At 64.4% G+C, this 26,733-nt stretch carries 27 protein-coding genes and 1 riboswitch; of the genes, 14 read left to right on the top strand and 13 right to left on the bottom strand.

From position 1 onward, the window contains the following. Window positions 1-15: 15 nt before the first annotated feature. Window positions 16-654 (bottom strand): O-methyltransferase, encoded by a 639-nt coding sequence (locus tag Q0877_RS04555; protein ID WP_299166108.1) that lies wholly within the window; start codon window positions 652-654, stop codon window positions 16-18. Window positions 655-969: 315 nt separating this feature from the next. Here Q0877_RS04555 and sigE point away from each other — a divergent pair, with 315 nt between their 5' ends. From sigE to Q0877_RS04540, 3 genes are read left to right on the top strand one after another with little or no spacing between them, the layout of a single operon-like run. Beyond that, entirely contained in the window at window positions 970-1,605 is a 636-nt protein-coding gene (gene sigE / locus Q0877_RS04550) for an RNA polymerase sigma factor SigE (RefSeq protein WP_299166107.1), read from the top strand. Window positions 1,606-1,609: 4 nt separating this feature from the next. After that, window positions 1,610-2,569 carry an anti-sigma factor gene (locus Q0877_RS04545; protein ID WP_299166105.1) on the top strand — a complete coding sequence of 320 codons (960 nt, stop codon included), beginning with the start codon at window positions 1,610-1,612 and terminating at the stop codon, window positions 2,567-2,569. Window positions 2,570-2,610: 41 nt separating this feature from the next. Continuing rightward, the gene (locus tag Q0877_RS04540) at window positions 2,611-3,057 is read left to right on the top strand and encodes a Sec-independent protein translocase TatB (protein ID WP_299166103.1); all 447 of its coding nucleotides are present in this window, start codon (window positions 2,611-2,613) and stop codon (window positions 3,055-3,057) included. A gap of 108 nt (window positions 3,058-3,165) precedes the next feature. Here the strand turns inward: Q0877_RS04540 and Q0877_RS04535 are convergent, their stop codons facing one another. The 3 genes from Q0877_RS04535 to Q0877_RS04525 are packed head-to-tail and all read right to left on the bottom strand — an operon-like array spanning window position 3,166 to window position 6,159. Then, entirely contained in the window at window positions 3,166-4,290 is a 1,125-nt protein-coding gene (locus Q0877_RS04535) for an Mrp/NBP35 family ATP-binding protein (RefSeq protein WP_299166102.1), read from the bottom strand. Beyond that, complete coding sequence (locus tag Q0877_RS04530) at window positions 4,287-4,886, bottom strand: DUF1003 domain-containing protein (RefSeq protein ID WP_299166101.1); 600 nt, start codon at window positions 4,884-4,886, stop codon at window positions 4,287-4,289. Before Q0877_RS04530 ends, Q0877_RS04535 begins: the two co-directional genes overlap by 4 nt. Beyond that, entirely contained in the window at window positions 4,879-6,159 is a 1,281-nt protein-coding gene (locus Q0877_RS04525) for a magnesium transporter MgtE N-terminal domain-containing protein (RefSeq protein WP_299166100.1), read from the bottom strand. Before Q0877_RS04525 ends, Q0877_RS04530 begins: the two co-directional genes overlap by 8 nt. 129 nt (window positions 6,160-6,288) lie before the next feature. On the opposite strand from Q0877_RS04525, the gene Q0877_RS04520 reads away from it, so the two are divergent. Next, entirely contained in the window at window positions 6,289-7,134 is an 846-nt protein-coding gene (locus tag Q0877_RS04520; protein WP_299166098.1) for a general stress protein, read from the top strand. Window positions 7,135-7,209: 75 nt separating this feature from the next. On the opposite strand, the gene Q0877_RS04515 is transcribed toward Q0877_RS04520, so the two are convergent. Continuing rightward, the gene (locus Q0877_RS04515) at window positions 7,210-8,667 is read right to left on the bottom strand and encodes an aminopeptidase P family protein (RefSeq protein ID WP_299166202.1); all 1,458 of its coding nucleotides are present in this window, start codon (window positions 8,665-8,667) and stop codon (window positions 7,210-7,212) included. Window positions 8,668-8,910: 243 nt separating this feature from the next. On the opposite strand from Q0877_RS04515, the gene Q0877_RS04510 reads away from it, so the two are divergent. Continuing rightward, window positions 8,911-9,756, top strand: a complete 846-nt coding sequence (locus Q0877_RS04510) for a PHP domain-containing protein (RefSeq protein WP_299166097.1) — start codon at window positions 8,911-8,913, stop codon at window positions 9,754-9,756. A gap of 36 nt (window positions 9,757-9,792) precedes the next feature. Here Q0877_RS04510 and Q0877_RS04505 read toward each other — a convergent pair whose 3' ends face one another. The 3 genes from Q0877_RS04505 to Q0877_RS04495 all read right to left on the bottom strand — a co-directional run bounded on the left by Q0877_RS04505 (window position 9,793) and on the right by Q0877_RS04495 (window position 14,163). Beyond that, complete coding sequence (locus Q0877_RS04505) at window positions 9,793-10,716, bottom strand: site-specific DNA-methyltransferase (RefSeq protein WP_299166096.1); 924 nt, start codon at window positions 10,714-10,716, stop codon at window positions 9,793-9,795. An 8-nt stretch (window positions 10,717-10,724) separates the two neighbouring features. Next, window positions 10,725-12,344 (bottom strand): DEAD/DEAH box helicase, encoded by a 1,620-nt coding sequence (locus Q0877_RS04500; RefSeq protein ID WP_299166095.1) that lies wholly within the window; start codon window positions 12,342-12,344, stop codon window positions 10,725-10,727. 292 nt (window positions 12,345-12,636) lie between these two features. Further along, the gene (locus tag Q0877_RS04495; protein WP_299166094.1) at window positions 12,637-14,163 is read right to left on the bottom strand and encodes an RNB domain-containing ribonuclease; all 1,527 of its coding nucleotides are present in this window, start codon (window positions 14,161-14,163) and stop codon (window positions 12,637-12,639) included. Window positions 14,164-14,270: 107 nt separating this feature from the next. On the opposite strand from Q0877_RS04495, the gene Q0877_RS04490 reads away from it, so the two are divergent. The 3 genes from Q0877_RS04490 (at window position 14,271) to Q0877_RS04480 (ending at window position 16,974) form a co-directional block, all read left to right on the top strand. Next, window positions 14,271-14,996: a ferritin-like fold-containing protein gene (locus Q0877_RS04490; protein WP_299166093.1), complete on the top strand. Its 726-nt coding sequence runs from the start codon at window positions 14,271-14,273 to the stop codon at window positions 14,994-14,996. A 179-nt stretch (window positions 14,997-15,175) separates the two neighbouring features. After that, complete coding sequence (locus tag Q0877_RS04485) at window positions 15,176-16,765, top strand: HNH endonuclease signature motif containing protein (RefSeq protein ID WP_299166092.1); 1,590 nt, start codon at window positions 15,176-15,178, stop codon at window positions 16,763-16,765. Continuing rightward, window positions 16,708-16,974, top strand: coding sequence for a hypothetical protein (locus tag Q0877_RS04480; protein ID WP_299166091.1), 267 nt, complete (start codon window positions 16,708-16,710; stop codon window positions 16,972-16,974). Before Q0877_RS04485 ends, Q0877_RS04480 begins: the two co-directional genes overlap by 58 nt. Here the strand turns inward: Q0877_RS04480 and thiE are convergent, their stop codons facing one another. Continuing rightward, window positions 16,975-17,625 (bottom strand): thiamine phosphate synthase, encoded by a 651-nt coding sequence (gene thiE / locus Q0877_RS04475; RefSeq protein ID WP_299166090.1) that lies wholly within the window; start codon window positions 17,623-17,625, stop codon window positions 16,975-16,977. 12 nt (window positions 17,626-17,637) lie between these two features. Next, a riboswitch (TPP riboswitch) is annotated at window positions 17,638-17,781 on the top strand. Between thiE and thiO the strand changes: the two genes are divergently transcribed. The 3 genes from thiO to Q0877_RS04460 all read left to right on the top strand — a co-directional run bounded on the left by thiO (window position 17,775) and on the right by Q0877_RS04460 (window position 19,940). Next, window positions 17,775-18,917, top strand: a complete 1,143-nt coding sequence (gene thiO, locus Q0877_RS04470) for a glycine oxidase ThiO (RefSeq protein ID WP_299166089.1) — start codon at window positions 17,775-17,777, stop codon at window positions 18,915-18,917. It overlaps the preceding riboswitch by 7 nt. After that, the gene (gene thiS / locus Q0877_RS04465) at window positions 18,914-19,147 is read left to right on the top strand and encodes a sulfur carrier protein ThiS (RefSeq protein ID WP_299166088.1); all 234 of its coding nucleotides are present in this window, start codon (window positions 18,914-18,916) and stop codon (window positions 19,145-19,147) included. Before thiO ends, thiS begins: the two co-directional genes overlap by 4 nt. A 1-nt stretch (window position 19,148) precedes the next feature. Then, entirely contained in the window at window positions 19,149-19,940 is a 792-nt protein-coding gene (locus Q0877_RS04460) for a thiazole synthase (RefSeq protein WP_299166087.1), read from the top strand. A gap of 4 nt (window positions 19,941-19,944) precedes the next feature. Here the strand turns inward: Q0877_RS04460 and Q0877_RS04455 are convergent, their stop codons facing one another. The 3 genes from Q0877_RS04455 to Q0877_RS04445 form a co-directional block, all read right to left on the bottom strand. Then, complete coding sequence (locus Q0877_RS04455; RefSeq protein ID WP_299166086.1) at window positions 19,945-20,250, bottom strand: hypothetical protein; 306 nt, start codon at window positions 20,248-20,250, stop codon at window positions 19,945-19,947. A 16-nt stretch (window positions 20,251-20,266) separates the two neighbouring features. Beyond that, entirely contained in the window at window positions 20,267-20,491 is a 225-nt protein-coding gene (locus Q0877_RS04450; protein ID WP_299166085.1) for a DUF3107 domain-containing protein, read from the bottom strand. A 79-nt stretch (window positions 20,492-20,570) separates the two neighbouring features. Next, window positions 20,571-21,191 (bottom strand): TetR/AcrR family transcriptional regulator, encoded by a 621-nt coding sequence (locus tag Q0877_RS04445; protein ID WP_299166084.1) that lies wholly within the window; start codon window positions 21,189-21,191, stop codon window positions 20,571-20,573. Between the two features lie 182 nt (window positions 21,192-21,373). On the opposite strand from Q0877_RS04445, the gene moeB reads away from it, so the two are divergent. Continuing rightward, complete coding sequence (gene moeB / locus Q0877_RS04440) at window positions 21,374-22,564, top strand: molybdopterin-synthase adenylyltransferase MoeB (protein ID WP_299166083.1); 1,191 nt, start codon at window positions 21,374-21,376, stop codon at window positions 22,562-22,564. 72 nt (window positions 22,565-22,636) lie between these two features. Here the strand turns inward: moeB and Q0877_RS04435 are convergent, their stop codons facing one another. Then, window positions 22,637-23,959 carry a glutamyl-tRNA reductase gene (locus Q0877_RS04435; protein WP_299166082.1) on the bottom strand — a complete coding sequence of 441 codons (1,323 nt, stop codon included), beginning with the start codon at window positions 23,957-23,959 and terminating at the stop codon, window positions 22,637-22,639. A 204-nt stretch (window positions 23,960-24,163) separates the two neighbouring features. Between Q0877_RS04435 and hemE the strand changes: the two genes are divergently transcribed. Continuing rightward, complete coding sequence (hemE, locus tag Q0877_RS04430; RefSeq protein WP_299166081.1) at window positions 24,164-25,231, top strand: uroporphyrinogen decarboxylase; 1,068 nt, start codon at window positions 24,164-24,166, stop codon at window positions 25,229-25,231. Next, a complete protein-coding gene (gene hemG, locus Q0877_RS04425; RefSeq protein ID WP_299166079.1) occupies window positions 25,228-26,673 on the top strand; it encodes a protoporphyrinogen oxidase in 1,446 nt (481 codons plus the stop codon). The genes hemE and hemG overlap by 4 nt, the downstream gene beginning before the upstream one ends. The last annotated feature ends 60 nt before the right edge of the window (window positions 26,674-26,733 follow it).

Here is a 26,733-nt window from a genome sequence, read left to right as displayed (position 1 = left end):
AGCCGAGACGCCCGGCTAGCTGGGCGTCTTGACGGCCATCAGGAGGCCGTTCCCGGCCGGCACCAGCGTGCTGACCAGCTGATCGTTTGCGCGCAACGCCTTGCCTACCTGGCGCAGCGTGTTCGTGGAAGCCTCGCGTACTGCGGGGTCGGCGACCTTGCCGCTGTCGAGCGCGTCGTTGATCAGCAGCAATCCTCCGCGCTTCAACAACCGGATGGCCTGTTCCGCGTAAAGCGGGAGGTTGGTTTTGTCCGCGTCAAGGAAAACCAGATCATAGGCAGCGTCCGTCAGGCGGGGAAGCACGTCGGCTGCGCGCCCGGAAATTGTCCGGGTGCGGTTCGCAGGAATTCCCGCCTCGGCGTAGGCCTCGCGGGCGGCCCGGAGATGATCCACATCCGAGTCGATAGTTGTCAGTACCGAGTTCGGTCCCATGCCACGCAGCAGGCACACGCCGGAAACACCTGCGCCGGCGCCCACTTCCACAACCGTCATCGCCTTTGATGCAGCAGCCAGCACGGTCAGTGCGGCCGCGATGCCGGTAGTGACCGGGGCCACGCCCAATTCATGGGACCGGTCCCGTGCCCGGAGCAGAACATCATCTTCAACAGGCAGGCCTTCCGTGTAGGACCAGTTAGCCTGCTTCTGCGCGCTCATGATGTTCCGTTCTGTCCAGGAGCCTGAATGGTGTCGTGTGACGCCGTCAGTATTGCCGGACGGCGTCAATGCCAGCCTACTGTGCATCACGGGCAGGGCCAGGTAATGCGACTTTGCGCCTGACCCGCGCCCTGGTTGCCCGGTCCCGTCCGCAGACAGCTTTCCAGCGAGCTTTCAGCTAGGTCCGGCACCATGGATAAGCAACGGTTGCAACTTAAGGCATCCAACAGAGGCAAAGCTCCGAATACCTGGTGCATGCGTATCCAACTTCACGGACCGGCATGCGGGTCATTCGAGGGCGAGAGGAGAAGGTCGATGTCTACTTCGCGCACGGTGGCACCCACGGGGAGCGCCACCACCGGAGAGCACGATCAGGAGGTATCCGACTGGGTACCGCCGTCATGGGAAGAAGTGGTCAGAGACCACTCACCGAAGGTGTACCGGCTTGCCTATCGCTTGACGGGCAACAAGTACGACGCCGAGGACCTCACGCAGGAGGTATTCGTGCGGGTCTTCCGGTCACTTGCCAACTTCAAGCCGGGAACGCTTGATGGCTGGCTTCACCGCATCACCACAAATCTTTTTCTGGATCAGGCACGCCGCAAGAATCGCATCCGCTTTGACGGCCTTGCCGATGATGCCGAGAGCCGCTTGCCCAGCACCCATCCGGGTCCGGAGCGCAGCTTCGAATTCAACAATCTCGATCTTGATGTACAGGCAGCCCTTGAGGAGCTTCCACCGGATTTCCGGGCGGCCGTTGTCCTGTGTGACCTGGAGGGATTGCCCTACGACGAGGTGGCCCGTGCCCTCGGCGTGAAGCTTGGCACCGTCCGCTCGCGCATCCACCGCGGCCGCACCATCCTTCGGGAGAAGCTGGCGCATCGGGATCCCCGACAGCCCGCTGCCGCTGCACCACGCCTAAGCATGCCGCGGATTGCGGGTGCCCGCTAGGCCCATGCGTCACCCAACCCGTTTCCTGATCGACTACGTGGCAGGCGAACTGAGCCCCGCTCGCCAGCGTGCAGTCGAAAAGCACCTTCTTCGCTGTGCCCGGTGCCATGAAGTCGTGGAGCAGGAGCAGGCAATTCGTCGCCGGCTGCGCAGCACTTCCACTCCCGGACCGTCAGAGGACCTGTGCGAGCGAATTCTGCGCAGGTCTGCGGGGAAGTCTGCCGATCGTGAACTGGAGGCTGCCGAGACAGAGGGGGTGCCTTTCGGCGCCACGGATCATGAATTTGTCAAAGAGTCCTTCGTCCACCGGAACCGGGCAGTGATGGCTGTCGGGAGTGGTCTGACCGTCGCCGCCGTCGCAACGCTGACTGCCGCCTACGCACTCGGATCCGAGGTCGACTCCGATGACGTGATCGCCGGCGGATCGGCTTCTGTGACGGAAAGCTTCCAGACGGTGGCGGCGGGTACACCCGCCGACTTGAGTCCTGTCGAAATCGAACAGTTGCGCGACGACGGCTGGTTCTGCCCTGAACTGCAGACACTTGGTTTCGAACTGGTCGGTGCCGAAGCGCGGGAGATTGACGGCCGGCCCACGCTCCAACTGGACCTTTCCGATGGCAGTCATTCCCTGACCATCTATGAACAACGCGGCGACGCTGCAGAAGGCTCTCCGGTGAACGCGGCTACGGGCCGTACGGTTCAGGAAGATGGCTTCGAGGAAATCGGCGGGACCGAGCAGACGGTGTGGCTCCACCCGGGACGCGCCTGGCAGCTGGTGATCGATTCGGAATCTGCGACCTACACAGTGGTTTCCACCCTGCCCGTCGCAGACATGCCGCGGGCGGTCAGCCAGCTTATGTTCAATGAACACTCACAACTCGCCTACTCGCGCCCGGACGCGCCGAGCGACCCCCTGAGCCGCATCCTGCGCGGCCTGGGCAAGCTCGCGCAGCCGGCGCCGTGACGTAAATAGATTCGGTGTTGTCCGGCAGGTAGGCTTCGAGAGTGTTTGGAATCAATGGATATGAGTTCCTCCTGCTGGCGCTCATCGCTGTCATCGTCCTTGGTCCTGAACGCCTGCCCGAGTACGCATCCCAACTGGCGCAACTGGTCAAGGGCCTGCGCCGCATGGCCACCGGCGCGCGCGAGCAACTCCGCGAAGAAGTGGGCACGGAGTTCGACGACGTTGACTGGCGCAAGCTCGATCCGCGGCAGTATGATCCGCGCCGCATCATCAAGGAAGCGCTCCTTGATGATATCGAAGACGCCATCAAGCCAGTGAGCGACAACGGCTCCCGGCCCGCATCCCGCTCCATTTCAGCTTCGAGCAACCCGACACCGAACGGTGCCGTTGAATCAGCGAACGGTAACGTAACGCCCCCTGGAAATAGCGTCAGCACACCGCGGCTGACAGCAGGTCAACCGGCACCCTATGACGTCGAGGCGACCTGACCGGACTGTTGAGGCGCCCTGATCGTTCCGGGTATGGAGCTGCTGACAGGGCCGCTGCGCGAGGGGCCGGGACTTCACAGCGGACTGTCCGGAGCCCCAGAGGGACGGTCAGGCGCGCTTTGGACTGACGTTGAGCAGGCGCTCGCTCAACCCGCGGGGCCTCCGCGCCAGCGCGAGCGCAATACGGTTCAACTCCGCGGACGCCTGAGAGCCCTCCTCAAGGACGACAGGCTGCCCGTTGTCTCCGCCTTCCCTCAACGCCGGCTCCAACGGGATACTGCCGAGCAGCCCAACATCGTAACCGACCGTCGAGGTGAGCCGGCGCGCCAGCTCGGCCCCGCCGCCGCTGCCGAAAACTTCCATCCGTTCCCCGGACGGAAGCTCCAGCCACGACATATTCTCGATGACGCCGGCTACTTTCTGACCGGTTTGCACCGCCATGGAGCCTGCGCGTTCGGCGACGTCCGCCGCCGCGGACTGGGGAGTGGTGACAATCAGCAGTTCGGCGTCGGGCAGCAGCTGCGACACGGAGATTGCGATATCGCCGGTCCCGGGCGGCAAATCGAGGAACAGCACGTCCAGGTCTCCGAAATACACATCCTGCAGAAACTGCTCCAGCGCACGGTGAAGCATGGGCCCTCGCCAGGCAACCGCTTGGTTACCCGCCACGAACATGCCGATGGAAATAGCCTTCACACCGTGAGCCACCGGCGGCAGGATCATCTCATCCACCCGGGTCGGCGATGCGCTGATTCCCATCAGCGCCGGAACGGAAAAGCCGTAGACATCAGCATCCACAATGCCCACCCGCAACCCCTGCGCAGCCATCGCGGCCGCGAGGTTCACCGTGAGACTCGACTTACCGACTCCGCCCTTGCCGCTAGCGACGGCGAGGACGCGCGTCAGCGAACCGGGCTGATTGAACGGAATTCCCCGTTTGCCGCCCGGGCCCCGCAACCGCTCCTTCAGCGCATCGCGCTGATCCTGGGTCATCACTCCCAGTTGCACGGACACCGCGGTCACCCCGGGTAGCGCGCCGAGAGCTGCCTCCACATCCCGGGTGATGGTGTCACGGAGCGGACAGCCGGCGATAGTGAGCAGTACACGCACGACGACGGCGCCGTCGTCGTGCGTTGTAATGCCCTCCACCATGCCCAGTTCAGTAATCGGGCGCCGAAGCTCCGGGTCGATGACCGTGCCGAGAGCGGTGCGCACAGCGGAATCGAGAGTCACCGGCTGTCCTTGCGTGCCGGCGGCACCTGTGGCAGGGATACCGTGGTGTCCGGCACCCTGCGCCTGGGCTTGCGCTGGGGCTGCGTCTCGTTCCCGTCTGCAGACTCGAGCAGCTCCTCCATGACCGAGCGCAATTCGGACCTGACGAAGTCGCGTGTTGCGACCTCGCGGAGGGCAATGCGGAGCTCGGCGATCTCGCGCGTGAGGTATTCGGTGTCCGACAGGTTCCGTTCGGCACGCTGCCGGTCCTGCTGGAGCGAAACGCGGTCGCGGTCATCCTGCCTGTTCTGGGCCAGCAGCAGCAGGGGAGCGGCGTAGGACGCCTGCAGGGACAGCATCAGGGTAAGCAGCGTGAAACCGATCGCGGCGCTGTCGAACCTCCAGGCCTCGGGAGCCCAACTGTTCCAGGCCAGCCACACAGCCACGAACACCGTCATGTAGAAGAGAAATTGGGGCGTCCCCATGAAACGGGCGAAGTTCTCGGTTGCGCTTCCGAAAGCGTCCGGGTTGGGGCGTAGCCTCGGCAGCAACCGTCCACGGCTCTCGCGCGGCGTGTCCAGGCCGCTGGTGGTCGCAGTTCTCGTTCTCTCAGCCATTCATGCCTCCCCGCGTCGAGTCGGACGTAACGTCCTGGGCGCGCCAGTCTTCCGGAAGCAGGTGATCCAGGACATCGTCAACGGTCACCGCCCCCACCAACCGGCCGTCAGAATTGACGATCGGAAGCGAGTTCAGGTTGTAGGTCGCGAGGATCCGCGACACTTCGCTGATGGTCGCCTGGTCGCTGACAGGCTCCAGGTCAGTGTCCACGATATTGCCCAAAGGTTCCGGCGGCGGATACCGAAGCAGCTGCTGGATGTGCACCACACCGAGGTAGCGGCCGGTCGGAGTCTCCAGCGGCGGTCGGCAGACGAAAATGGAGGAAGCCAGCGCCGGAGTGAGTTCCTCCCGGCGCACATGCGCCAGTGCTTCGGCGACTGTCGCTTCCGGCGGCAGGATGACCGGCACGGGGGTCATAAGCGATCCCGCGGTATCTTCCTCATACTGCAGCAGCCGGCGGACATCTTTCGCGTCGTCCGGCTCCATCAGCTGAAGCAGCTCTTCCTTCTGCTCCTCCGGCAGTTCGTTGAGGAGGTCGGCCGCGTCATCGGGATCCATCTCCTCGAGCACGTCTGCTGCCCGTTCACGGTCCAGTGAAGAGAGGATCTGAACCTGGTCATCGTCCGGGAGTTCCTGCAGAATGTCAGCCAGGCGCTGATCCTGGAGTTCGCTCGCCACCTCGATGCGGCGTTTGTCGCTCATCTCATGAAGAGCGTCGGCGAAGTCTGCTGCTTTGAGGTCATCGTGTTGGGCTACGAAGGAGGTAGCGGCCTGAGGTTCATCTGCATCACCGTGGTAGGCATCCAGCCAGTCAATGATGAGGCGTTCCCCCCGGCGCAGCCCGCGGAGGCGGGACTGCGGGCCCCCGCGGCGGACGAAGATCTGGGAGACATGCCAGTCACCGGCTCGGTCCTTTTCCATGGCCACGTCTTCAATCGTGGCCTCCCCGCTTCCGTCCCGAATGGTGATCCTACGGTCGAACAGCTCGGCGACAACCAGCTGCTCGGCACCGCGCTGGTCGAACCGGCGCAGGTTGACCAGTCCCGTGCAGATAATCTGCCCTGCGTCGATAGATGTGACGCGTGTCATCGGGACGAAAACGCGTTTCTTTCCCGGCACCTCGACTACAAGCCCCACTACCTGGGGAGCGACAGCGGGTCCGCGATCCAGCACGACGGCGTCACGAAGCCGCCCGAGACGGTCACCGAGCGGGTCGAAAACGTCCAGGCCCAGAAGACGTGCCACGAATACGCGCGTTGGGTTGCTGCTCACATGCCAAGGCTACTGCCGTTACCGGACTACAGCCGTATTGCGTGACAGCCCGCACAGCATAGCGTCCGGAAAGTTCACCCCGAGCGATACGGCGACACGGTTTGAGGGTATCTAGGCGACAATGAAAGTATGTCAAACGTTCTTGGACGAACCACCTCACGCGACGAGGGCCGCACCCTGCCTAAGGGTGAGACCATCGGCCGCTACAGCTCCTATCTGGATGCGCAGAAAGCCGTGGACTATCTGGCGGACAGCAAGTTCCCGGTGCAGCAGGTCTCGATTATCGGAAATGACCTCAAAACCGTGGAACGGGTGACCGGGCGCCTCAGCTACCCGCGGGTTGCCCTCGCCAGCGCGGCAACCGGTGCGTGGTTCGGCCTGTTCGTCGGCTTCATTCTCACGCTCTTCGGCGGGGACTCCACGTACCTGCCGATTCTGTCTTCCATCGCTCTGGGCGCCGTCTTCTGGGTGCTGTTCGGCGTGATTGCCTACGCGTTCCAGCGCGGAAAGCGTGACTTCACCTCTACCAGCCAGGTGGTGGCCACCAGCTACGACGTCATCGTGGATCCTGCTGCCGCCGGTGAAGCCCGGCGGATGCTGCAGCAGCTTCCGATGAACTCGCGCCCGCAGGAAGCCGCACATGGTCCGGTGCAGCCCTGGGGCACGCCGCCGCAGCAGAACCAGCCGCCGCAGAACCAGCCGCCGCAGCGGCCTGAGGGCTGGGGACAGCCGCCGGCTCAACCGCCCCATGCGCAGGAACCGGGTGTTCCGCAAGGAACCGCTGCTTCCTCAGAGGACGCTGCGCCGCCGGAAGCGGGTGAGGAACAGCGTGCTGCTACCCGTCGTTCCACTCGGGGCCGCTTCCCCGACCTCCCCGACGGCAGGCCCCAGTACGGAGTCCGCGTCGAACCGCAGCCCACAGAGGAGACGACAGCCGAGCAGTCAGGGCAGCGCGAAGAGTCCTCCAAGGAGTAGCCAGCCAGGGGTCAACAGCCGTGGCCACATACGAAGGAAGGCGGACAGCCATTCGGCTGTCCGCCTTCCTGCAAGCTACTCGCCGGTGGGGCTGAAGATGCCCGCCATCCACGCCTCAACGTCCTTGGGGTTACGGGGGAGGGCGGAGCTCAGGTTGACCGGCCCATCCGACGTCATCAGGATGTCGTCCTCGATGCGCACACCGATGCCGCGGTACTCCTCGGGAACGGCGAGGTCCTCGTCCTTGAAGTACAGGCCGGGCTCGATGGTGAAGACCATTCCCTCGGTCAGGATTCCGTCCAAATAAAGCTCACGCTTGGCCTGGGCGCAGTCGTGCACGTCCATGCCGAGGTGATGACTGGTGCCGTGCGGCATCCAACGCCGGTGGTGCTGTCCTTCGGGGGAGAGAGCCTCTTCGAGCGGTACCGGCAGAAAACCCCACTCGTCCAGCCGTTCGGCGAGGACGGCCACCGCGGCTGCGTGTACCTCGCGGAACTTCACACCCACCTTGGCTGCGGCGAACCCGGCGTCGGCTGCATCAAGGACCGCCTGGTAGACCTTGCGCTGGATCTCGGAGTATTTACCACTTACCGGAAGCGTGCGGGTGATGTCCGCGGTGTACAGGCTGTCTGCCTCGACGCCGGCGTCCAGGAGCAGCAGGTCATCAGCATCGACCTGCCCGTTATTGCGGATCCAGTGCAGGATTGTGGCGTTGTTCCCCGAGGCTGCAATGGTGTCGTAGCCGAGGTCATTGCCTTCTTCCCGGGCACGTGCAAAGAAGGCTCCTTCGACCACCCGCTCACCCCGTGGGTGGGAGATGGCCCGCGGCAGTTCCTTGACGACTTCGTGGAAGCCGTTCACGGTAGCCTCGACAGCCTTCCGCATCTGCTCGATCTCCCACTCGTCCTTGATCAGGCGGAGTTCGGACAGAGCCTCGGCGAGCTTTGCATCGAGCTCGTCGGAGGCTTCAAGGTCCACGCCCGTGTTGATTCGGGACGTGTCCACAAGGGCATCGGAGTTCAGGTCGACTTCCCGCAGCAGGCGGATACGGAGCCCGCCGATTTCGACAGCGCCGGCGTCCTTCGTGATTGCGGCTTCAAGATCGGCAAGATCAGCGGTCTCCAGCGAGAGCAGCGCACGGACTTCCGCACGGGAGAGCCTCGACCCGATCCAGAATTCGCCGTAGCGCGCGTTCGCATAGAACTCAGCGCTGTCCCGGCCGGCCAGTTCGCGGAAGTAGAGGGTGGCGTGATGGTTGCCGCCGTCGTCGCCCTTGCCCTCGGCGGTAGGTTCCATCACGAGCACGGCATCGGGCTCATGATCCAGGCCCAGCCCGGTCAGATGTGCGAATCCTGAGTGGGGCCGGAAGCGGTAGTCAGTGTCGTTGGAGCGGATCTTCAAGGGGCCTGCTGGGATGACCAGTCGTTCGCCCGGGAACTGCCGGGAGACTTTCAGGCGGCGTTGCGCTGCATACGGCGCGACCTCTGCCTCCGCCGGAAGTTCGGTGCCTTTCGCGGCCCAGTCCGAACTCATGAAGGCCTTGAAAGCCGCCGAATCAGGCCGCTGGGAACGGTTCTCGTTCCGGCTGGAGAGTGGTTGCTCTTCCGGGGTGACTGGGGTGGCGTCAGTGCCGGGTCCGGTCGGATCCTCCAGCTTGCGGGTATCTGCCGATGGGGTGTTCTCTGCTGTACTCACCCGTCCATCGTCCCACTGGCGGAGAAATGAGCCAAACACCCGGTGCCACAGGCACAGGTAGCCCGGGCGTACAGTTATTTGGTGAGAATTGACCTGCACGCCCACTCCACCGTGTCTGACGGCACCGAAAGCCCCGCGGAAGTCATGCGAGCATCCGCTGCGGCCGGCCTGGACGTCGTCGCGCTCACGGATCACGACTCGACCGCCGGGTGGGCAGCGGCGGCGCAGGAAGCGCGGAAGCTCGGACTGGCGCTGGTACCGGGCATGGAAGTGTCATGTCGGACCGACACGGGCATCAGCGTCCACGTCCTGTCCTATCTGCATGATCCGGCCCACCCCGGCCTGCTCGCCGAGGTCGAGCGGTCCCGCGATGCGCGCCTCACCCGGGCCGAACGCATGGTCGAAAAGCTTGCCGCGGACTACCCGATCTCCTGGGCGCATGTGCTTGAACACGTCGCCGAAAACGCCACCATCGGGCGTCCGCACATTGCAGACACGCTCGTGGCGCTGAAAGTTGTCGGTACGCGAAGTGAGGCGTTCGCAAGCATGCTCAGCGCACGCTCACGGTACTGGGTGGGTCACTATGCACCGCACCCTGCCGACGCGGTCGCGCTGGTACGCGAAGCGGGAGGCGTTCCGGTGTTTGCCCACCCGGTGGCGTCCTCGCGCGGGCGGATTGTGGACAGCGACGTCACGGAGCAGATGATCGACGCCGGTCTGCTGGGGCTGGAGATCGATCACCGTGACAATCCGCGTGACGGGCGAGCCGAGCTTGAGCGGATCGCTGTCCGGAACAACCTGCTGGTCACCGGCTCGAGCGACTACCACGGAACGGGCAAGCCCAACCGGCTGGGGGAGAACCTCACGAGCCCGGAGATGTTCGCACGTCTCGAGGAGTTGGCAACCGGGAGCAGCGTCATCCGCTAGGAGCGTCAGCTGATAAGAGGTCAGCCGCCAGGAGCGTCAGCCGGTTGCAGCCGACTGCCCCAGTCCGGTCGGTTGATCTTTCTGCGCCATCGCGGCTGGTTCCAGCCAGGGAGCAAGGCGCCGGGTCATGACGTCGATGGACTGCGGGTTGCTGTCCACGCATACGAAACGCCGCTCCAGTTTGCCTGCGACGGCGCCCAGCGTTCCCGAGCCTGCAAAAAAATCGAGGACCCAGTCGCCGGGCTTGCTGCTGGCAGCCACCGCGCGGCGTACCAGGCCCTCCGGCTTCTGGGTGGGATAGCCGGTCTTTTCCTTGCCCGTGGGGGAGACGATGGTGTGCCACCACACGTCGGTGGGCAGCTTGCCGAGGGCAACCTTCTCCGGCGTGACAAGGCCCGGCGCCATATACGGCTCGCGGTCAACCTCGGCACTGTTGAAGTAGTACCCTGCCGGATCCTTCACGTACACCAGGATGTTGTCATGCTTGGCGGGCCACCGGCGCCGGGCGCGGGCACCGTAGTCGTAGGCCCAGATGATCTCGTTGAGGAAGCACTCGCGTCCGAAGAGGGCATCGAGCATCACCTTGGCGTAGTGCACTTCCCGGTAGTCGAGGTGCACGTACAGCGTGCCGTCCGCGGCCAGCAACCGCCACGCCTCGGCAAGGCGCGGGGCAAGGAACTCCCAGTAGTCCTCGAATGCATCGTCATAGCTGGCCAGCATGCCCTTGACCGTGGTGTAGCTATGCCCCTTGAACCCGACGCGGTCTCCGTCGCCGGACGCGCTGCGGACCATCGAGGTCTGCTGCCGGCGCTGCGCGCGCCCGGTGTTGAAGGGCGGGTCCACATAAATCATGGAGAACGAGTTCTCCGGGAGCCCCTCGAGGTACTCGAGGTTATCGGCCTCCACGACCAGATTGGGCCCATCCGGCCGCCAGACCGGATGGGCCGGTGTCTCTTTCACGCTATTGATCAGCTATCTGCAGCGGGCTTGGGAATCACTTCGCCGTTACGGCGTCGCGTACGCGACCGACTGCGCTTGGGCCGATCAGAGCCTTCGGTTCGGTCAGCCTGCTTCGGGCCATTATCTGCTGAATTGCGGTCCTCCCCGGTTCCGGCGGACCCACCGGTACGACGACGGCCGCCCGCCTTCTCCTCCGAACCCTGCCGTCCGCCGCGTCCACCGGAGCGGGTGCGGTCGTTTGTACGGTTCTTCTTGCCGGTCTCGCCGAGGTCCTCAAGCTTTTCGGCGTTGATTCCGGCCAGCTTGCGCTGGCCGCGGGGGAGTCTGCCCTTGGTGCCCTCGGGAATGTCGAGATCCGTATACAGATGCGGCGAGGAGGAATAGGTTTCCACCGGCTCTGCCTGGTCGAGCCCGAGCGCCTTGTTGATCAGGCCCCAGCGCGGCACGTCGTCCCAGTCAACGAAAGTGACCGCGGTGCCCTTCTTGCCGGCTCGCCCCGTACGGCCAACGCGGTGCAGGTACGCCTTTTCATCCTCCGGGCACTGGAAGTTGATGACATGCGTGATGTCCTCAACGTCGATCCCGCGGGCCGCAACCTCGGTTGCCACCAGCACGTCGATCTTGTCGCCGCGGAAAGCTCGCAGCGCCTGCTCGCGGGCGCCTTGGCCGAGGTCACCGTGAATGGCTCCGGCCGCAAAGCCGCGGTCAACGAGCTCTTCCGACAGTTTGGCTGCCGTGCGCTTGGTCTTGGTGAAGATGATGGTGCGGCCGCGTCCGCGGGACTGGAGAATCCGGGCTACTACCTCATCCTTGTCCAGGTTGTGGGCGCGGTAGATGACCTGACGGATGTCCTTCTTGGTGGCGCCGTCGTCTTCGGGATCAGCAGCGCGGATGTGCGTCGGGTGGGACATGTAGCGGCGTGCCATGGCCACGACCGGGCCGGGCATGGTGGCCGAGAACAAAAGGGTCTGGCGAACCGACGGAGTTGCGGACATCAGGGTCTCGACATCGGGCAGGAACCCGAGGTCCAGCATTTCGTCAGCCTCGTCCAGCACGACGATGCGCACGTTCTTCAGGGACAGGATCTTCTGGCGGTAGAGGTCGATCAGGCGGCCGGGTGTGCCGACAACTACTTCGGTTCCGCGCTTGAGCGCCTCAATCTGCGGCTCGTATGCCCGGCCGCCGTAAATCGTCACGATGCGGGCATTGCGCTTCTTGGCAGCCTTTGTCAGGTCATCGGCAACCTGGACGGCGAGCTCGCGCGTCGGAACAACGATGAGCGCCTGCGGCGCACCCGGAGCGGGAAGCTTGTCATAGCCGTCATCCGTTGGGCCGACCACCCGCTGCAGTGCGGGCACACCGAAACCGAGCGTCTTGCCGGTTCCGGTCTTGGCCTGGCCGATGATGTCGTGACCGCCCAGGGCAATCGAGAGGGTCATGGCCTGGATGGGGAAGGGATGCACAATCCCGGCGTCAGCGAGGGATTCGACGATATCGGCACGGACGTTGAAATCCGCGAAGGTCTCGGGAGCCTCCTGATGCGGTTCATCAGTGGTGACGAGCGTTTCTTCTACGAAGATCTCGTCGTCGCTGTTGTCTGCGTGGAGGTGATGGTTCTCTGTGGTCACTCTTATTACCGTTTCAATTAGGCACTGCCGCCGCCGGGCTCAACGCCGGGCCCTAAAGAGGGGTCCGCTCGGAGCAGGACGAAGCAGGGCGTCCAGTGGAAGCCGATCGCGGGCTAACAACTGCGTTTCGGAAGCGGAAATCACCGCTTCCGAGCTGGGAAGACTCAAGATCGCGTAGGTATTGCGGGTCGATTGCAGGGAGGCCGCCTGTTCATTGAACTGCGGCCCACCACGTTCGGGAACTGAAAAGGTTCTTAAGAACGACCGGGCATCCATTACTACGCGTTCAAGTCTACCCTGCTGCGCTTTCACTTTCCGACGGCGACGCCGCCTGCCGCACACTGCTGGCCAGTTCGAAGCGCAGTTCCCGCCGTGAGATATCAGCGGTGACCAGCCGGACCCGCACTTCATCGCCGGCCGTCATCACGCCGTCGCACCGTGCCTCGACGGCAGGGTCGGCGACCTGGATCACTCCGTGAGGCACCCCGTTGCCGTTGCCGTTGCCGTTGCCGTTGGTAGGTGACTCCGGAGCCGGCTTGGACCCGGTGATGACGACGGCGTCAAACTCTTCCCCGACCCGATTACTCAGGAGCGCTGCTTCCACCGCGGCTATCGCTCCGCTCTCCAGGCGGGAGGCCAGCTGGTTCGAGGAGGACATCAGGGCGTTCAACTCGGGAAGCGCTGCGCGGACCCAACCGGGCACTTCCTTACCGGCGCACAGTGCCTCGCAAGTCACCAGAACGAACCGGTCGACCAGGCGCCTGAGCGGAGCGGTGGTGTGGGCGTAGGGCGCAGCGATGGCGGCCTGCTCCACAGCGTCCGGAAGGTCGCCGTCGAACGCTGTATATCCGGCCCCGCGGAACAGTGAGGCTGCAGCATGCATGAGCGAGAGCTGGCGGGGATCGGACGTGTCCAGGCTGCGAAGGAACTCCCCATACGGCACGTCCCGGGGCCAACTGCGGCCAAGAGCACGGGCCTGATGCCGGAATCGGGCCAGGGAGGTCTCATCAGGAGCCGGCATGGTGCGGAGAATTCCCACCCCGCCCTCCAGCATGATTTCGGCGGCCGCCATACCGGTCATGAGCGAGAGCTGCGCGTTCCAGTCCTCCGAAGCAAGAGGCGGACGCGTGACGATGAAGTAGCGCTCGCCGTCGTGCGCTATTTCCTGCTCCGGCAGGTTGAGACTGGCCCCACCGCGCTCCTTCTCAAGTGCAATGCGCTTGGTGCCGATCTCCTTCAACAGGGTCAGGTTCTCCGCTGCCCCGCCCGAATCAATATCTTCCTGCACCTGTTCATAGGTGAGTTGCGCACGGCTGTTCACCACTGCCCGTTCGATGACGACGGACTGCACCTCGGCGTCCTCATCCAGTTCGAACTCCCAGACAAAGGCGGACCGGTTCCGGCCGGGCAACAGGCTGGCTGCGTCTTCGGCGATGACTTCCGGGTGGAGAGAAATGCGGCCGTCGGGCGCGTACATGGTTTGGCCGCGCAGGCGCGCCTCGGCGTCGATCGTGCCTCCCGGCGCCACGAAAGCCGGGACGTCGGCGATGGCGTACCAGACTTTGTAGCCGGCACCTGCCCGCTCCAGGTGGAAAGCCTGATCCAGGTCAGTTGATCCCGGCGGATCGACGGTGATGAAGCCCAGATGAGTGAGATCGCGCTTCGGTAGGACGAGCGCCTCCACAGCCGCCTCCGCCTCCGTCAATACCTCAGGTGGGAACCCGGCGCCCAGTTCCAGCTCCTGCCGGAGGTTCTCCAGCGCAACGGTGAGCTGGACCTGGGAGTCCCGGTTGCTCAGATCCAGATGCGAATACGGCACGTGCCAACCGTAATACACGTCGGTGACAAGCTTGGGAGCGACCAGCAGGAACCGGCACGGATTCACGCAGAACCAGCAGGAAACAGCGCGCGGGTACCCTTGAATCCATGACTGCCCTACATCAGCAAAGCCCGTCGAACTCCCCGTCAGCATCCCCGGCTGAGGGGTCGGGCGGCGGCACGGGGCCACTCAACCGGTTCGTTGTCGACCTGTTCGGCGTCATGGCTTACGGCGAGCTGTCAGCGTTCGAACGCCTGTCCTCGGATGCGCGTTTTTCGCCGACCCTGCGGGACCGGGCGGCACTCGGCCGGCTTGCTGTAACGGAGTTTGAGCACTTCGAAATGGTGAGTGCGCACCTTGCCGGGCTGGGCGTCGATGTTGAAGAGGCAATGAGCCCGTTCCAGGCTTCGATCGATTCCTTTCACGAACGCACCCGCCCTGCTGACTGGTACGAATCGCTCATGAAGGCCTACGTCATCGACGCGATCTCCGGAGACTTCTATACGGCGTTGGCCGAACAGCTCGATGGTCCGACGCGGGAAATCATTGGCCGCATCCAGTCAACCGCTGAGCAGGGCGGGCTGCTGCAGCCGCGGTTGAAGTCGGCACTCTCCGACGATCCCCGTCTCGCTTCCCGGTTGGCCCTGTGGGGGCGCCGCCTGGTGGGGGAGGCCTTGACCCAGGCCCAGCGGGTTGGAATTGAACGCCAGTTCCTCGGTGGTCTGCTGTTCGAGGGCGAGGAAGCCGACCGGGAGCGCGAGACGGCGCAGCTTTTCGCCCAGCTCACCCGCAACCACTCGCGCCGCATGAGCTCACTGGGGCTGACTGCCTGACTGCCTGACTGCCTGACTTCCACTTAGGTTCTCCAACTAGGTGAATGGCCTACTCATAATTGGCGTTTGCGTTGGCGCCTGCTGCGTGGGTTCCGGCTGTGGATAAGTGGTGGTTCACTGGTCCTCCACATTGACGCGGTTCGATGGTTTTTCGTATACGTGTTCGATAAAATTTGGGTATGGCCGTCGCACTGCTCGAACACCCCGCCCAGGACACATCCCTCCTGGCCGGTATGCGAGCTGACCTGCTGTCCTTCGTGCAGGAGCTCGAAGCGGGCTACCTCACGCTGGGTGTCGAGGAAGTCGCGGCGACCCTGGTCGAGGCCGAGCAACTGTCCAACGTGGTCGACCATCTTCAAACAGTGGTTGCCCGTGCCGCCGAGGACCACCAGCTCGCAACAACGGATGCCCGCGACCCTTACAAGAACACCGCAGAGTACCTGCGAGCGAAAATCGGTATCAGCCGCACCGAGGCGAACCGTCGGCTACGGCTGGGACACGACGTTCTACCGGAGGTTCCCGGGCCGGGGGCCGCCCTCGAGGCTCCGCTGACGGTCCTGGCCGAAGCCACCGCAGCCGGAGAGATCAGCAGCCGGGCCGCCACACTCATCCGTAATGCCGTGCACCGCGTTTCCACCGTGGCAACCCGCCCACAGCTGGACTCCATGGAAGAACACCTGGTCCGCCAAGCCATCGAATCCGACGAAGACGTCCTCCGGGTCCTGGCCCAACGCTGGGAAACCGTGATCGATCAGGACGGACAGGAACCGACAGAGAAAACCCTGCGCGCCAGGCAGGGCGTCTTCCTACGCGGCAGACGCCACGGACTTCACTTCCTGGAAATCGGTGCCACCGATGAACAGTTCGAGCAGCTCAGCACTGTCATGAACACCGCCACCAACCCACGCTCCCCACTTGCCGGAACCGATCGGCACCCAGGAACCAGCACCGAGCCCGATTCCCACGCGACCGACGACAACACAGACGGCGGCGCGGCCGGCGGTGGTGTGGCTGGCGGTGGTGTGGCCGGCGGTAGTGTGGCCGGCGGTGGTGGCAAGGCTGCCTCAAACCCGGATGAGCCAACCCGTGCACAAAACCTTCTGGACGGGCTGGTTTCAGCCTGCCGGATTGCCCTAGCCGGAGACGGTTTACCGGCAACCGGCGGGCACCGGCCCCAAGTGATGGTCACCATCAACTACCGCGACCTACTAGCCGACCTGACCGATCTGGGCCACGACGGCCACGACGGCCATTCCGTCTACGCCCAACAACTCAGCGCACGAAGCATCCGCAAACTCGCCTGCGACGCCGACATCCTCCCACTGGTACTCGGCGGAACAAGCCAGGTCCTGGACATCGGCCGCACCCAACGCCTCTTCCCACCGCACCTGCGACGAGCACTCGTCGCACGCGACAAGGGCTGTGCTTTTCCCGACTGCACGATGCCCGCCACCTGGTGCGAAGCCCACCACATCATTCCCTGGGCGGCAGGCGGAACCACCAACATCCACCACGGCGTCCTGCTCTGCTCCCGGCACCACCACCTCATCCACCAAGGGAACTGGACGGTCCAATCAATCCACGGAATCCCCTGGTTCAAACCACCCAAATACCTCGACCCAAACCAAACACCCAAACGCAACCGCTACTGGCACGTAGAAGAAGCCATACACCAACAACTCACCCATGCAGACAACCACACCGCAGCACCGTGGCCAACGGCGCCGCCCTTGGCCACGGCGTCACCCTGGCCCTCGGCACAGCCTTGATCAACGGCGATGCCCGAAGTAACGGCGTCACCCTGGCCCTCGGCACAGCCTTGATCAACGGCGATGCCCGAAGTAACGGCGCCACCCTGACCAACGGCACCGCCCAGGCCAAGGGCGCTGCCCTGAGTGACGGCGCCACCTTGATCATCGGCACAGCCCTGATCATCGGCGATGCCGCAGGAGTCGTGCTGAGGCGCTTGGCGAAATAGCTACGCGGGAAGTTGCGCCCGGATCTTCGCTGCCGCCTCCTGCGGATCGTCAGCTTCGGTAATGGCGCGCACAACGACGACGCGCCCCGCGCCGGCCGCAACCACCTCGTCCACATTCTGGAGGTCGATCCCGCCGATGGCGAACCACGGTTTGAACGCTATCCCCTTCTCGACCTGCGACGCTTCCAACCGGGCCGCCTCCTTCACCAGCTCCAGCCCGACGGCGTCCCGACCCGGTTTGGTGGGGGTGGCCCAGATCGGACCGGTACAGAAGTATCCGACGTCGTCGTTTGCTGCAGCACCGTTCACCTGGGTGGGTGAGTGCGTCGACAGACCGATAGCGCCGCCGTCGTGCAGGAACGGCAGCGCCAGGGCCGGCGGGAGGTCCCGCTGGCCCACATGCAGCACCGGTGCGCCGCTGATGGCAGCGATGTCCGCTCGGTCGTTCACCGCCCACAGCTTTCCGTGGGAAACGGCCGACGCTCGCAGCACCTCGAGCAGCTCAAGTTCCTGCGCGGCTTCCAGAGACTTGTCCCTCAACTGGATGATGTCGACGCCGCCGGCGAAGGCGGCGTCGATGAAATCGGCGAAGTCCTGCTTTTGCGCTCTCGAATCGGTGCACAGGTAAAGGCGGGCGGCGGCGAGTTGCATACCCCTACAATAAGGGGGTACTGCGGGAGCCGTGCCGCGTCCGGAAACCACCGGATCCGCCACATCGGCTGAGAGGGCGTTCGACGCCGACCGCGTTGTGAGAACAACGAACCTGATCCGGATCATGCCGGCGTAGGGAAGGACTCCTGGTGGGAACAGAGGTGGATGTCGCCGTTATCGGCGGCGGAATCGTAGGCCTCGGAATTGCGTGGGAAGCGATCCGCAGAGGACACACCGTTACAGTGGTGGATCCGGCTCCCGGCACAGGTGCCACACACGCAGCAGCGGGCATGATCGCCCCGGCCAGCGAGCTTCACTATCGCGAGGAGCATCTCCTCCGGCTCACACTCGACTCTGCCTCCCGCTACCCCGAATTTCTTGACTCTCTGGCCTGGGCAGGAATGGATTCCGGCTACCGCAAGACCGGAACCATTGTGCTGGCCTTCGACGGCGCGGATCGCAGGGCTCTTGCTGACCTCCAGGAGGTGCAGACGCTCAACTCCCTGTCGGTCGAACAAGTCTCCCTTCGTCAGGTGCGCCGGTCCGAGCCGATGATCGGTCCAGCAGTGACGGCGGCATTCCTTGCTGCCGAGGATCATCAGGTGGATCCCCGGAGGCTCGCCGCAGCCCTGCTGAAGGCTGTGACCTCAATGGGCCAACTGGTATCGGCGCGAGCGTCCGGAATTGAGCGGACCGGCGACCGGGTGACGGGTGTGGTTCTTGAGAGCGGCGAAGTCCTCACTGCCGGCGTCACCATCGTTGCGAACGGACTCGCGGCAGCAGATCTCACCGGCCTGCCGTGCAGGCTTCCGCTGCGGCCCGTTTACGGCGACATCCTTCGCCTGCGCGTTCCGGCTGCCCTGCGGCCCCTGCTCACTCATACGGTCCGGGGGCTGGTGCGTGGTTCTGCCGTTTATGTAGTCCCCAGAGATGACGGAACCGTCGTCGTTGGAGCAACAATGCGCGAGGACGGCAGCAGCGCGGTGTCAGCAGGCGGCGTCTATCAGTTGTTGCGTGACGCCCAGCAGCTTATTCCGGCTGTTGCCGAGCTCGAACTTGAGGAAGTGCTGTGCCGCGCCCGGCCCGGTACGCCGGACAACGCACCCCTGCTCGGTGCCGTACCGGATGTCGAGGGACTCAGCATTGCCACGGGATTCTTCCGCCACGGCGTGCTCCTGACACCGGCTGCTGCGTCCGCCTGCGTAGACCTGCTGGAAGGCAAACCCGCTCCACTGGGCCTTGAACGGTACAGGCCCAACCGATTCGAGGAAGGACAATCATGCGCCAAATGACCATCACAGTGAACGGGGCGCGATCAGCCACCCTCGCCGCCGACCTGCTGGAACTCGTCGCCGAGCTCACGGGTAAGGAATTAGCCTCCGCAGGGCAGCCGGTCGACGGGTCACGCCTCGGAGTAGCAGTTGCCGTGAATTCGGCAGTGATTCCGCGCAGCCAGTGGGCGGGCCGGAAATTGACCGACGGTGACGACGTAGAGCTCGTCACCGCCGTACAGGGAGGATGAGATGCAGACGGACACACCCACGAACACCGACCCGCTGGTAATCGATGCGGTAGATCTGACATCCCGACTGATCATGGGCACAGGCGGAGCACCCAGTATGGAAGGACTCGGGGAGGCACTCGCCGCCTCCGGAACCGAACTGACCACCGTAGCAATGCGTCGCTACAACGCGCAGGCTGGAGCATCGCTTTTTCAGCTACTGAACTCCCGGAACATGCACATCCTGCCGAATACAGCCGGCTGTTTCACCGCACGCGACGCCGTCCTGACCGCCGAGCTGGGCCGCGAAGCGCTCGAAACGAACTGGGTCAAGCTTGAAGTCATTGCCGACGAACAGACCCTGCTGCCGGACGCCGTCGAACTGGTGGAGGCGACAGAAGCCCTGGTTGCTCGCGGATTCACTGTCTTCGCCTACACCAACGACGACCCGGTGCTGGCACTTCGGCTCGAACACCTGGGAGCCGCCGTCGTCATGCCGCTTGGTGCACCCATCGGGACCGGGCTCGGCATATTGAATCCGCACAATATCGAACTCATCGTGTCACGTGCCGGCGTTCCCATCGTGCTTGATGCCGGGATCGGTACGGCTTCGGATGCAACGCTTGCCATGGAATTGGGATGCGACGCTGTGCTGCTTGCCACGGCTGTTACCCGCGCGCAGAACCCGGTCGCCATGGCCACAGCGTTCCGTCACGCAGTTCTCGCCGGGAGGCTTGCAGCACGGGCGGGAAGGATCCCGAAGCGGGAGCATGCGCTCGCGTCATCGTCTTTCGACGGCCGGGCGGATTTCTAGCGGATCAACGCCGCTTCAGGATCGCGGTCATGGCCTCGGCGTCCGCCTGCTCACGGTGACGCCCGAACCACCAGGCGGCTGCGATCGTGATGGCGGACGACACAACAAGCGGCAGAAGCCAGGCCAGCCAGAACAGATCTGGATGGTAGCCCAGCCCTGCAAATTGGAGGATGACCCACAGGATCAGGGCCGCGCAGAGACACGTGGCCGGAAGCAGCAGCATGCCATAGCGGTGATGCCGGCGGTCGGCGAACCACACGAGGAACCCGATGGAGATGGCGACGCCGGAGACTACTATCAGCGAAACCATTGGGGTACCCGCTCGGTCAGAGAGCGCCGAATCCGATGCGGCGGGATTCGCTTTCGCCAATTTCCACGTACCCGAGAACGCCGGAGGGAACAATTACCTGGCGTCCTTTGGCATCGGTCAACCGGAGCTCTGCGCCGCCGTTCATGGCTTTGCTGACGACATCGGCCACCTCGTCCGCCGTCTGGTTGGATTCCAGCACAATCTCGCGGTTAACGTTCTGGACGCCGATCTTGATCTCCACAGCTAAAGCCTTTCATTGACGAACAGGTGATTTCGAGGGCGCACATTGCGTGACCCCACCCGACTAAGGGAAATGTAACTCACATTTCCTTGGGAAACCGACTAATTCCGCGCCAAGCTAAACGGTAGACCAGCTCACTGGCCGCATCGATGTCCAGACTGCCATCCGTCTCAAGCCAATAGCGCGCACTTACCTGGGCCATACCGGCCATCGCCCGCCCCAACAGGGTGGCCTCGAGATGCGAAAGTCTTGTGTCGCCGGAGATGACGCCGGCAATCTGATCCGCGAAATGTGCGTTGAAAGCCTCAAGGCGCCGGCTGACATCAGGGTCGTTGTTCAGGTCCGACTCAAACACGATGCGGTGCGCCTGACTGTCCTGCGCGATGAACTGGAAATAAGCCCGCATCGTCGCCTGGACACGCAGCTTGTTGTCGGAGGTTGACCGCAGCGCCTCCACCAGCAGCTCGGTCAGTGAGGCCAGATGGCTCTCCAGCAGTGCCAGGTACAGCTCTCTCTTACCGGGAAAGTGCTGGTACAGCACAGGCTTGCTGACATGGGCGACTTCGGCGATCTCATCCATTGCCGCACCGTGATACCCGTTGGCAACGAACACTTCGTGCGCCGCGCCCAGTAACTGCCGCCGTCGCTCGTCCCGCGGCAGCCGTGTGGCCTTTCCGCTTGCCGTTGCCTCTGAGCTCACGTGTCCAGGCTTTCGGTTGTGTGTCTGGTGATGGATTTGCGTTCTCGCCGCCGGGGCAGCAGGGTTTTCCAGTCTACCCGCGCAGTCCAACGTCGGCGGGCAGAATCTTCTCCGGTTGTGCCGTGCCGCACGAGTCGTTCCGTACATTGCGCGGGACGGCAAAAGTGGGCATAGATTGAAGCATGAGTTCTTTGACTCCTTCTCCCGGTCCGTTGGTGGAGCCGCATGCCGAGCTGAGCAGGGAGGAGACGGAGCGGTACTCCCGCCACCTGATCCTTCCGGAGTTCGGCCTCCTGGCTCAAAAGCGGCTCAAAAACGCTCGGGTACTGGTGATCGGTGCGGGCGGCCTCGGCTCACCGGCGCTCCTGTACCTGGCCGCTGCCGGCGTTGGAACTCTGGGGATTGTGGATGACGACGTCGTCGACGTCACCAATCTGCAGCGCCAGGTGATTCATGGAGTGGGCAATGTTGGCCAGAGCAAAGCAAGCTCGGCTGCGCAGAGCATCGCAGACCTCAACCCGCATGTCTCGGTGATTCGGCACGAGGTGCGGCTGGATACCAGCAACGTCCTCGATATTTTCGCCGGCTATGACCTGATCCTGGACGGAACCGATAATTTCGCCACCCGGTATCTGGTAAGCGACGCCGCTGAAATCCTCGGCAAACCGTACGTCTGGGGTTCCATCCTGCGCTTCGACGGGCAGGTGAGCGTGTTCTGGCCCAAGCCATCGGTCGGCGGCCCCAGCTATCGAGACCTGTACCCGGAAGCACCGCCGCCCGGGGCCGTTCCTTCCTGCGCAGAGGGCGGCGTGCTCGGCGTCCTGTGCGCGCAGATCGGCTCGGTCATGGTTAATGAGGCGATCAAGCTGATCACGGGTATCGGATCATCCCTCCTCGGCCGCGTACTGATTTTCAATGCGCTCGACATGACGTGGCGGGAACTGCGCGTGCGCCGTGACCCCTCCGCCGCTCCGATCACCGAACTCTCCGACTACGAAGCGTTCTGCGGTCTCAAACCGGCTGTAACTCAGGAAGGGGACGAGCTCCCCACGGTCACCGCCGGGCGTCTCGAGGAACTGCTTCAGGAGCGTGCCACGGGAACGCGGGACTTTGACCTGATCGACGTGCGGGAGCCTGGAGAGTACGACATCGTCCGCATCGAAGGCGCCACCCTGGTGCCCCAGAACCGGATCCTCACCGGTGAGACGGAGCTCGACCCTGAGCGTGAGATCTACGTCCATTGCAAGGCGGGTACCCGGTCTGCCAACGTGGTCCGGTATCTGCGCGAACACGGTGCGCAGCAGGTTTACAACGTGGAGGGCGGAATTTTGCAATGGGTCCGCGACGTCGAACCGGAAAAGCCGGTGTACTGACGCGGCCTTCTGCTGTAGCAGGATGCTGCACCGCCGCTCGCCGCACGCCGCTCGCTGCTCAGGCAGCGCTGCTCAGGCAGTGCCTGTGCGTGGCTCGCTCACCTCGTGGACGGGGCACGATTGTGCAAGCGGCGCAACGCCGTCGTCCGGTTCAATTCCGTACAGTGCCTCAAGAGCCGCCGTGTAGTCTTCCTGGCGGCCCTCGGCTGCCAGCTGCCGCGCACGGACAGTGGGGACATGCAGCAGTTGGCGAACCATTCGGCGCAGGGCAAACTCGACTTCCTCCGCCGCGGCAGTGCACCCGTGCTGTGCGCGAACCCGGCTCATCTCGGCGTCGAGCACTTGCTGGGTGTGCTTGCGCAACGCGACGATGGCCGCATCCACAGATCGCGAGTTGGCTTGCTCCTGGAAAGACTTGGCGGCGTCGGTTACCAGCTCGCCTGCCTGACGAAGTGATTCGGCCTGCTCTTCCGGCGCGGCCAGACGCACGGATTCCAGGGTGATGAGCTCGACGTTTTCCACCCAGTCGACTTCCGGATCGAAATCGTGGTTCAGCGCAAGATCGACGATCACAAGAGTGCGGTCAATGCCTTGCCGCAGCTGACGGATATCCTCGGCGCTGACACGCCGCTCGCTGCCACTGCAGCCGATCACCACATCGGCCTTGGTGAGCGCTGCGGGCAGTGTTTCGTCGGTCAGTGCAGTTCCGCCCCGTGTGGCGACGAAGCTCTCAGCCCTTCCGGATGGAGAGTAGACGCAGATGTCGGTGCAGCCACGCTCCCGAAGGAGGGCCATGGTGGCACCCGCATAGGCGCCGGTTCCGAAAACGACCACTGACTTCTCCGCGAGCTCGCGGGTGCTGGAGAGATCCGCTGCCAGATCAAGCGCGACGGAGACAATCGAGCGGCCGCGCGCACCGAGAGCAGTCTGGGCCCCTACATCACGGGCAGTGCGCGAGGCTGCCTGAAAGAGCCGCACGAGCCCGCCGCTGGCGGTTCCCACGCCCTGGGATTCAACGAGCGCGCGCCGCACCTGGCCCGCAATCTCCCGTTCACCGACGACGGCGGAATCCAGCCCGGCACTGACGCTGAACAAGTGGCGCGGTACGTCCTGTCCGGTGAGGGTGGAGAAGGATCCTGACACCTTGCTCTTGGGGAGCCCGGACTCGTTGCTGATTGCTGCGATGAGCGAGGAGCGGGCGGCCTCGATGTCGGCTTCGGAAGCGGCCTCACCGTAGATTTCAAAGCGGTTGCAGGTCGCCAGGGTTACGGCTCCGTTGAGTGCCGAACTGTCCTGCAGCGCGGACGAAGCGACCTGGGACGCCCCGACACTGAGTCGGGCGACGGTCTCCAGATCGATATCCGAGTGGGTTGCAACCAGGGAAAAGTAGTTCACAGCCCTCCCAGCATAGCCAAAACGGGCACCCGAACCCTAATAGGCACACCTAAGCTGGACGGCTGTTTCGGTCAACAGAATCCGCGTTATTGAGCGGATCCGGGGTGTTTGGCCGGCTTGGGAAGAGGCACAGCGGAAGGTGATTTCGACCACCACGGATCGGTGCAGTTATCCAAGCGGGTCGAACTTCGGCAGAATCGACTTATGACCCTCAGCGCAACGCACCCCCTCATGGACGGCACGACGACGGAGTCTCCGCTCATTCAGGCGTACCGGGGCAAGACGCCTTCCCGCCGGCCGGTCTGGTTCATGCGCCAGGCTGGACGCTCCCTGCCCGAGTACCGGGCGCTCCGCGAGGGAACCGCAATGCTTGACGCCTGCCTTGACCCCGCCATGGCCGCTGAGATCACCCTGCAGCCGGTCCGGCGGCACCAGGTCGATGCTGCCATCTTCTTCTCCGATATCGTGATCCCGCTCAAGCTTGCCGGAGTGGATGTGGACATTGTGCCAGGTGTCGGACCGGTGCTGGGAAGCCCCATCCGCAGCGCAGCGGACGTCGCAGCGCTGCCCGAGCTGACCGACCGCGCACTGGATCCCATTCGCGAGGCTGTGGCGCGTACGGTCGCCGAACTCGGGAGCACGCCGCTGATCGGTTTCGCAGGAGCGCCGTTCACGCTCGCCGCCTACATGGTCGAGGGGAAGCCTTCCCGCGACCACCTCGGCCCGCGCACAATGATGCACGCCGACCCCGCCGTCTGGCGGGCACTCACCGAGTGGGCGGCAGACGCCTCCGGCCGGTTCCTGCAGGCACAGCTCGAAGCCGGTGCCAGCGCCGGCCAGCTATTTGATTCCTGGGCGGGTTCGCTGGGACTGGCGGACTATGTCGAGCACGTTGCGCCGGCGTCGTCCCGTGCCCTCGACCACGTGCGCCACCTCGGCGCGCCCCTCGTGCATTTCGGCACGGGCACCTCGGAGCTGTTGGTGGCTATGCGCGACGTCGGCGTCGACGTCGTGGGGGTGGACTACCGGCTTCCGCTCGACGAAGCGAACCGGCGGCTCGGCGGGACCGTTGCATTGCAGGGCAATATCGACCCGGCACTGCTCTCGGCACCCTGGGAGGTTCTGGAGGCGCATATAAGGGCAGTGCTGGAAGCCGGCTCATCGGCGCCGGGCCACGTTGTCAACCTTGGCCACGGTGTCCCGCCGGATGCGGATCCTGAGGTGCTGACCCGGGTTGTATCGCTCATCCACTCGGTGCCGCCCAGCCGATGAGCCGCGAGAAGCAGACAAGCACTGGTCCCGCCGTCGTCGTCGTCATTGGAGGTGGCATAGCGGGGCTGTGTGCGGCGCGGGAGCTGGCGGCGGCGGGGCAGCAAGTGACCGTCCTGGAGGCGTCTGCCTCGCTTGGCGGGTCCGTCGCCAGTCATGAATTGGCGGGGCTAACGCTCGACGCCGGCGCGGAGTCGTTCTCGACCCGCTCCGACACCGTGCCCGCCCTGGCGCGTGAACTGGGACTGGGCAATCTGATTCGCACCCCTAATTCCGCCGGTGCCTGGCTTCACCTGCCCTCCCAGGACGGCGGATCCATTGACCTTCCCCTTCCGAAATCCGGTCTCCTCGGCATACCAGCCGACGTGCGTGATCCGGAGCTGGCCCGGCTGATCGGGCGCGCAGCGAGCGTGCGGGCAAGCCTGGACCGTGCGCTGCCCCTGGGCGGACTGCTCAACCAGGAGCAGCTGAGTCTGGGAGCGGTGGTCAGGGCCCGAATGGGACCGGAGGTTTTGAAGCGGTTGGTGGCACCCGTCGTCGGAGGTGTCCTGTCGGCCGACCCGGACGGCCTCGACGTTGACGCCGCCGTGCCGGGGCTGCGGGCCATGATGCGTAAGCATGGATCACTCGGCGCGGCTGTCGGAGCCATGCGGAAGGCCGCGCCGGCGGGTACCGCGGTCGCGGGCCTTGACGGCGGAATGCACCAGCTGGCTACGGCGCTCACACAGCGCCTGGAGCAGGCCGGCGTCATCCTCCGGACGTCGGGACGGGTGAGGGACCTTGAGCGGACAAGCGACGGCTGGACCGTCACTTCCGAGGCACAGACGCTGAAGGCCGCCGCCGTCGTGGTTGCGACTGACGGTCCCTCCGCCGTCGACCTGCTGATCCCAACTGTTCCGCGATTGAGCGAAGACCGTCCGGAAGTGGTGCCGGCAGTGGCGCTTGTCAGTCTGGTGGTGGATGTGCCGCAGCTGGACGCTGCACCACGGGGCACTGGAGTGCTGGTCGCGCCGGACACCCCCGGCGTACGTGCCAAAGCGCTCACGCACGCCACCGCCAAGTGGGCCTGGCTCGCAGAACGGGCGGGGCCGGGCAGCCATGTGTTGCGCCTGTCCTTCGGGCGCGGCGCCGGCGATGATGAAACCGCACGGTTGCCCGACGAGGACCTTTTCAAGGCTGCTCTCCAGGACGCCTCGGTGCTGCTCGGGATCGAAATCGACCCCGCCGACGTCGTCGACTGGGACGTGGTCCGATGGACCAATGCGCTGCCGCATGCCACCCTCGGGCACCGGGACCGCGTTGCACGAGTTCGGGCTGCCGCCGCCGATGACCGAAGCCTCGAAATCACCGGCGCCTGGCTCGCCGGCACGGGTCTGGTGTCGGTGATCGACAATGCACGCGACCGCGGCGCCGCCCTCGCCCGTCGCCTTGCAACCGGGACCTGACAGCGGCCCTGTGAAATTGATAACCTTCTACCGCCTGTAGAACCGATCAATTTTCATTTG

Source organism: uncultured Arthrobacter sp. (assembly GCF_947495145.1).
Lineage (GTDB): Bacteria > Actinomycetota > Actinomycetes > Actinomycetales > Micrococcaceae > Arthrobacter_D.
This window is presented reverse-complemented; position numbering and strand designations above follow the sequence as displayed.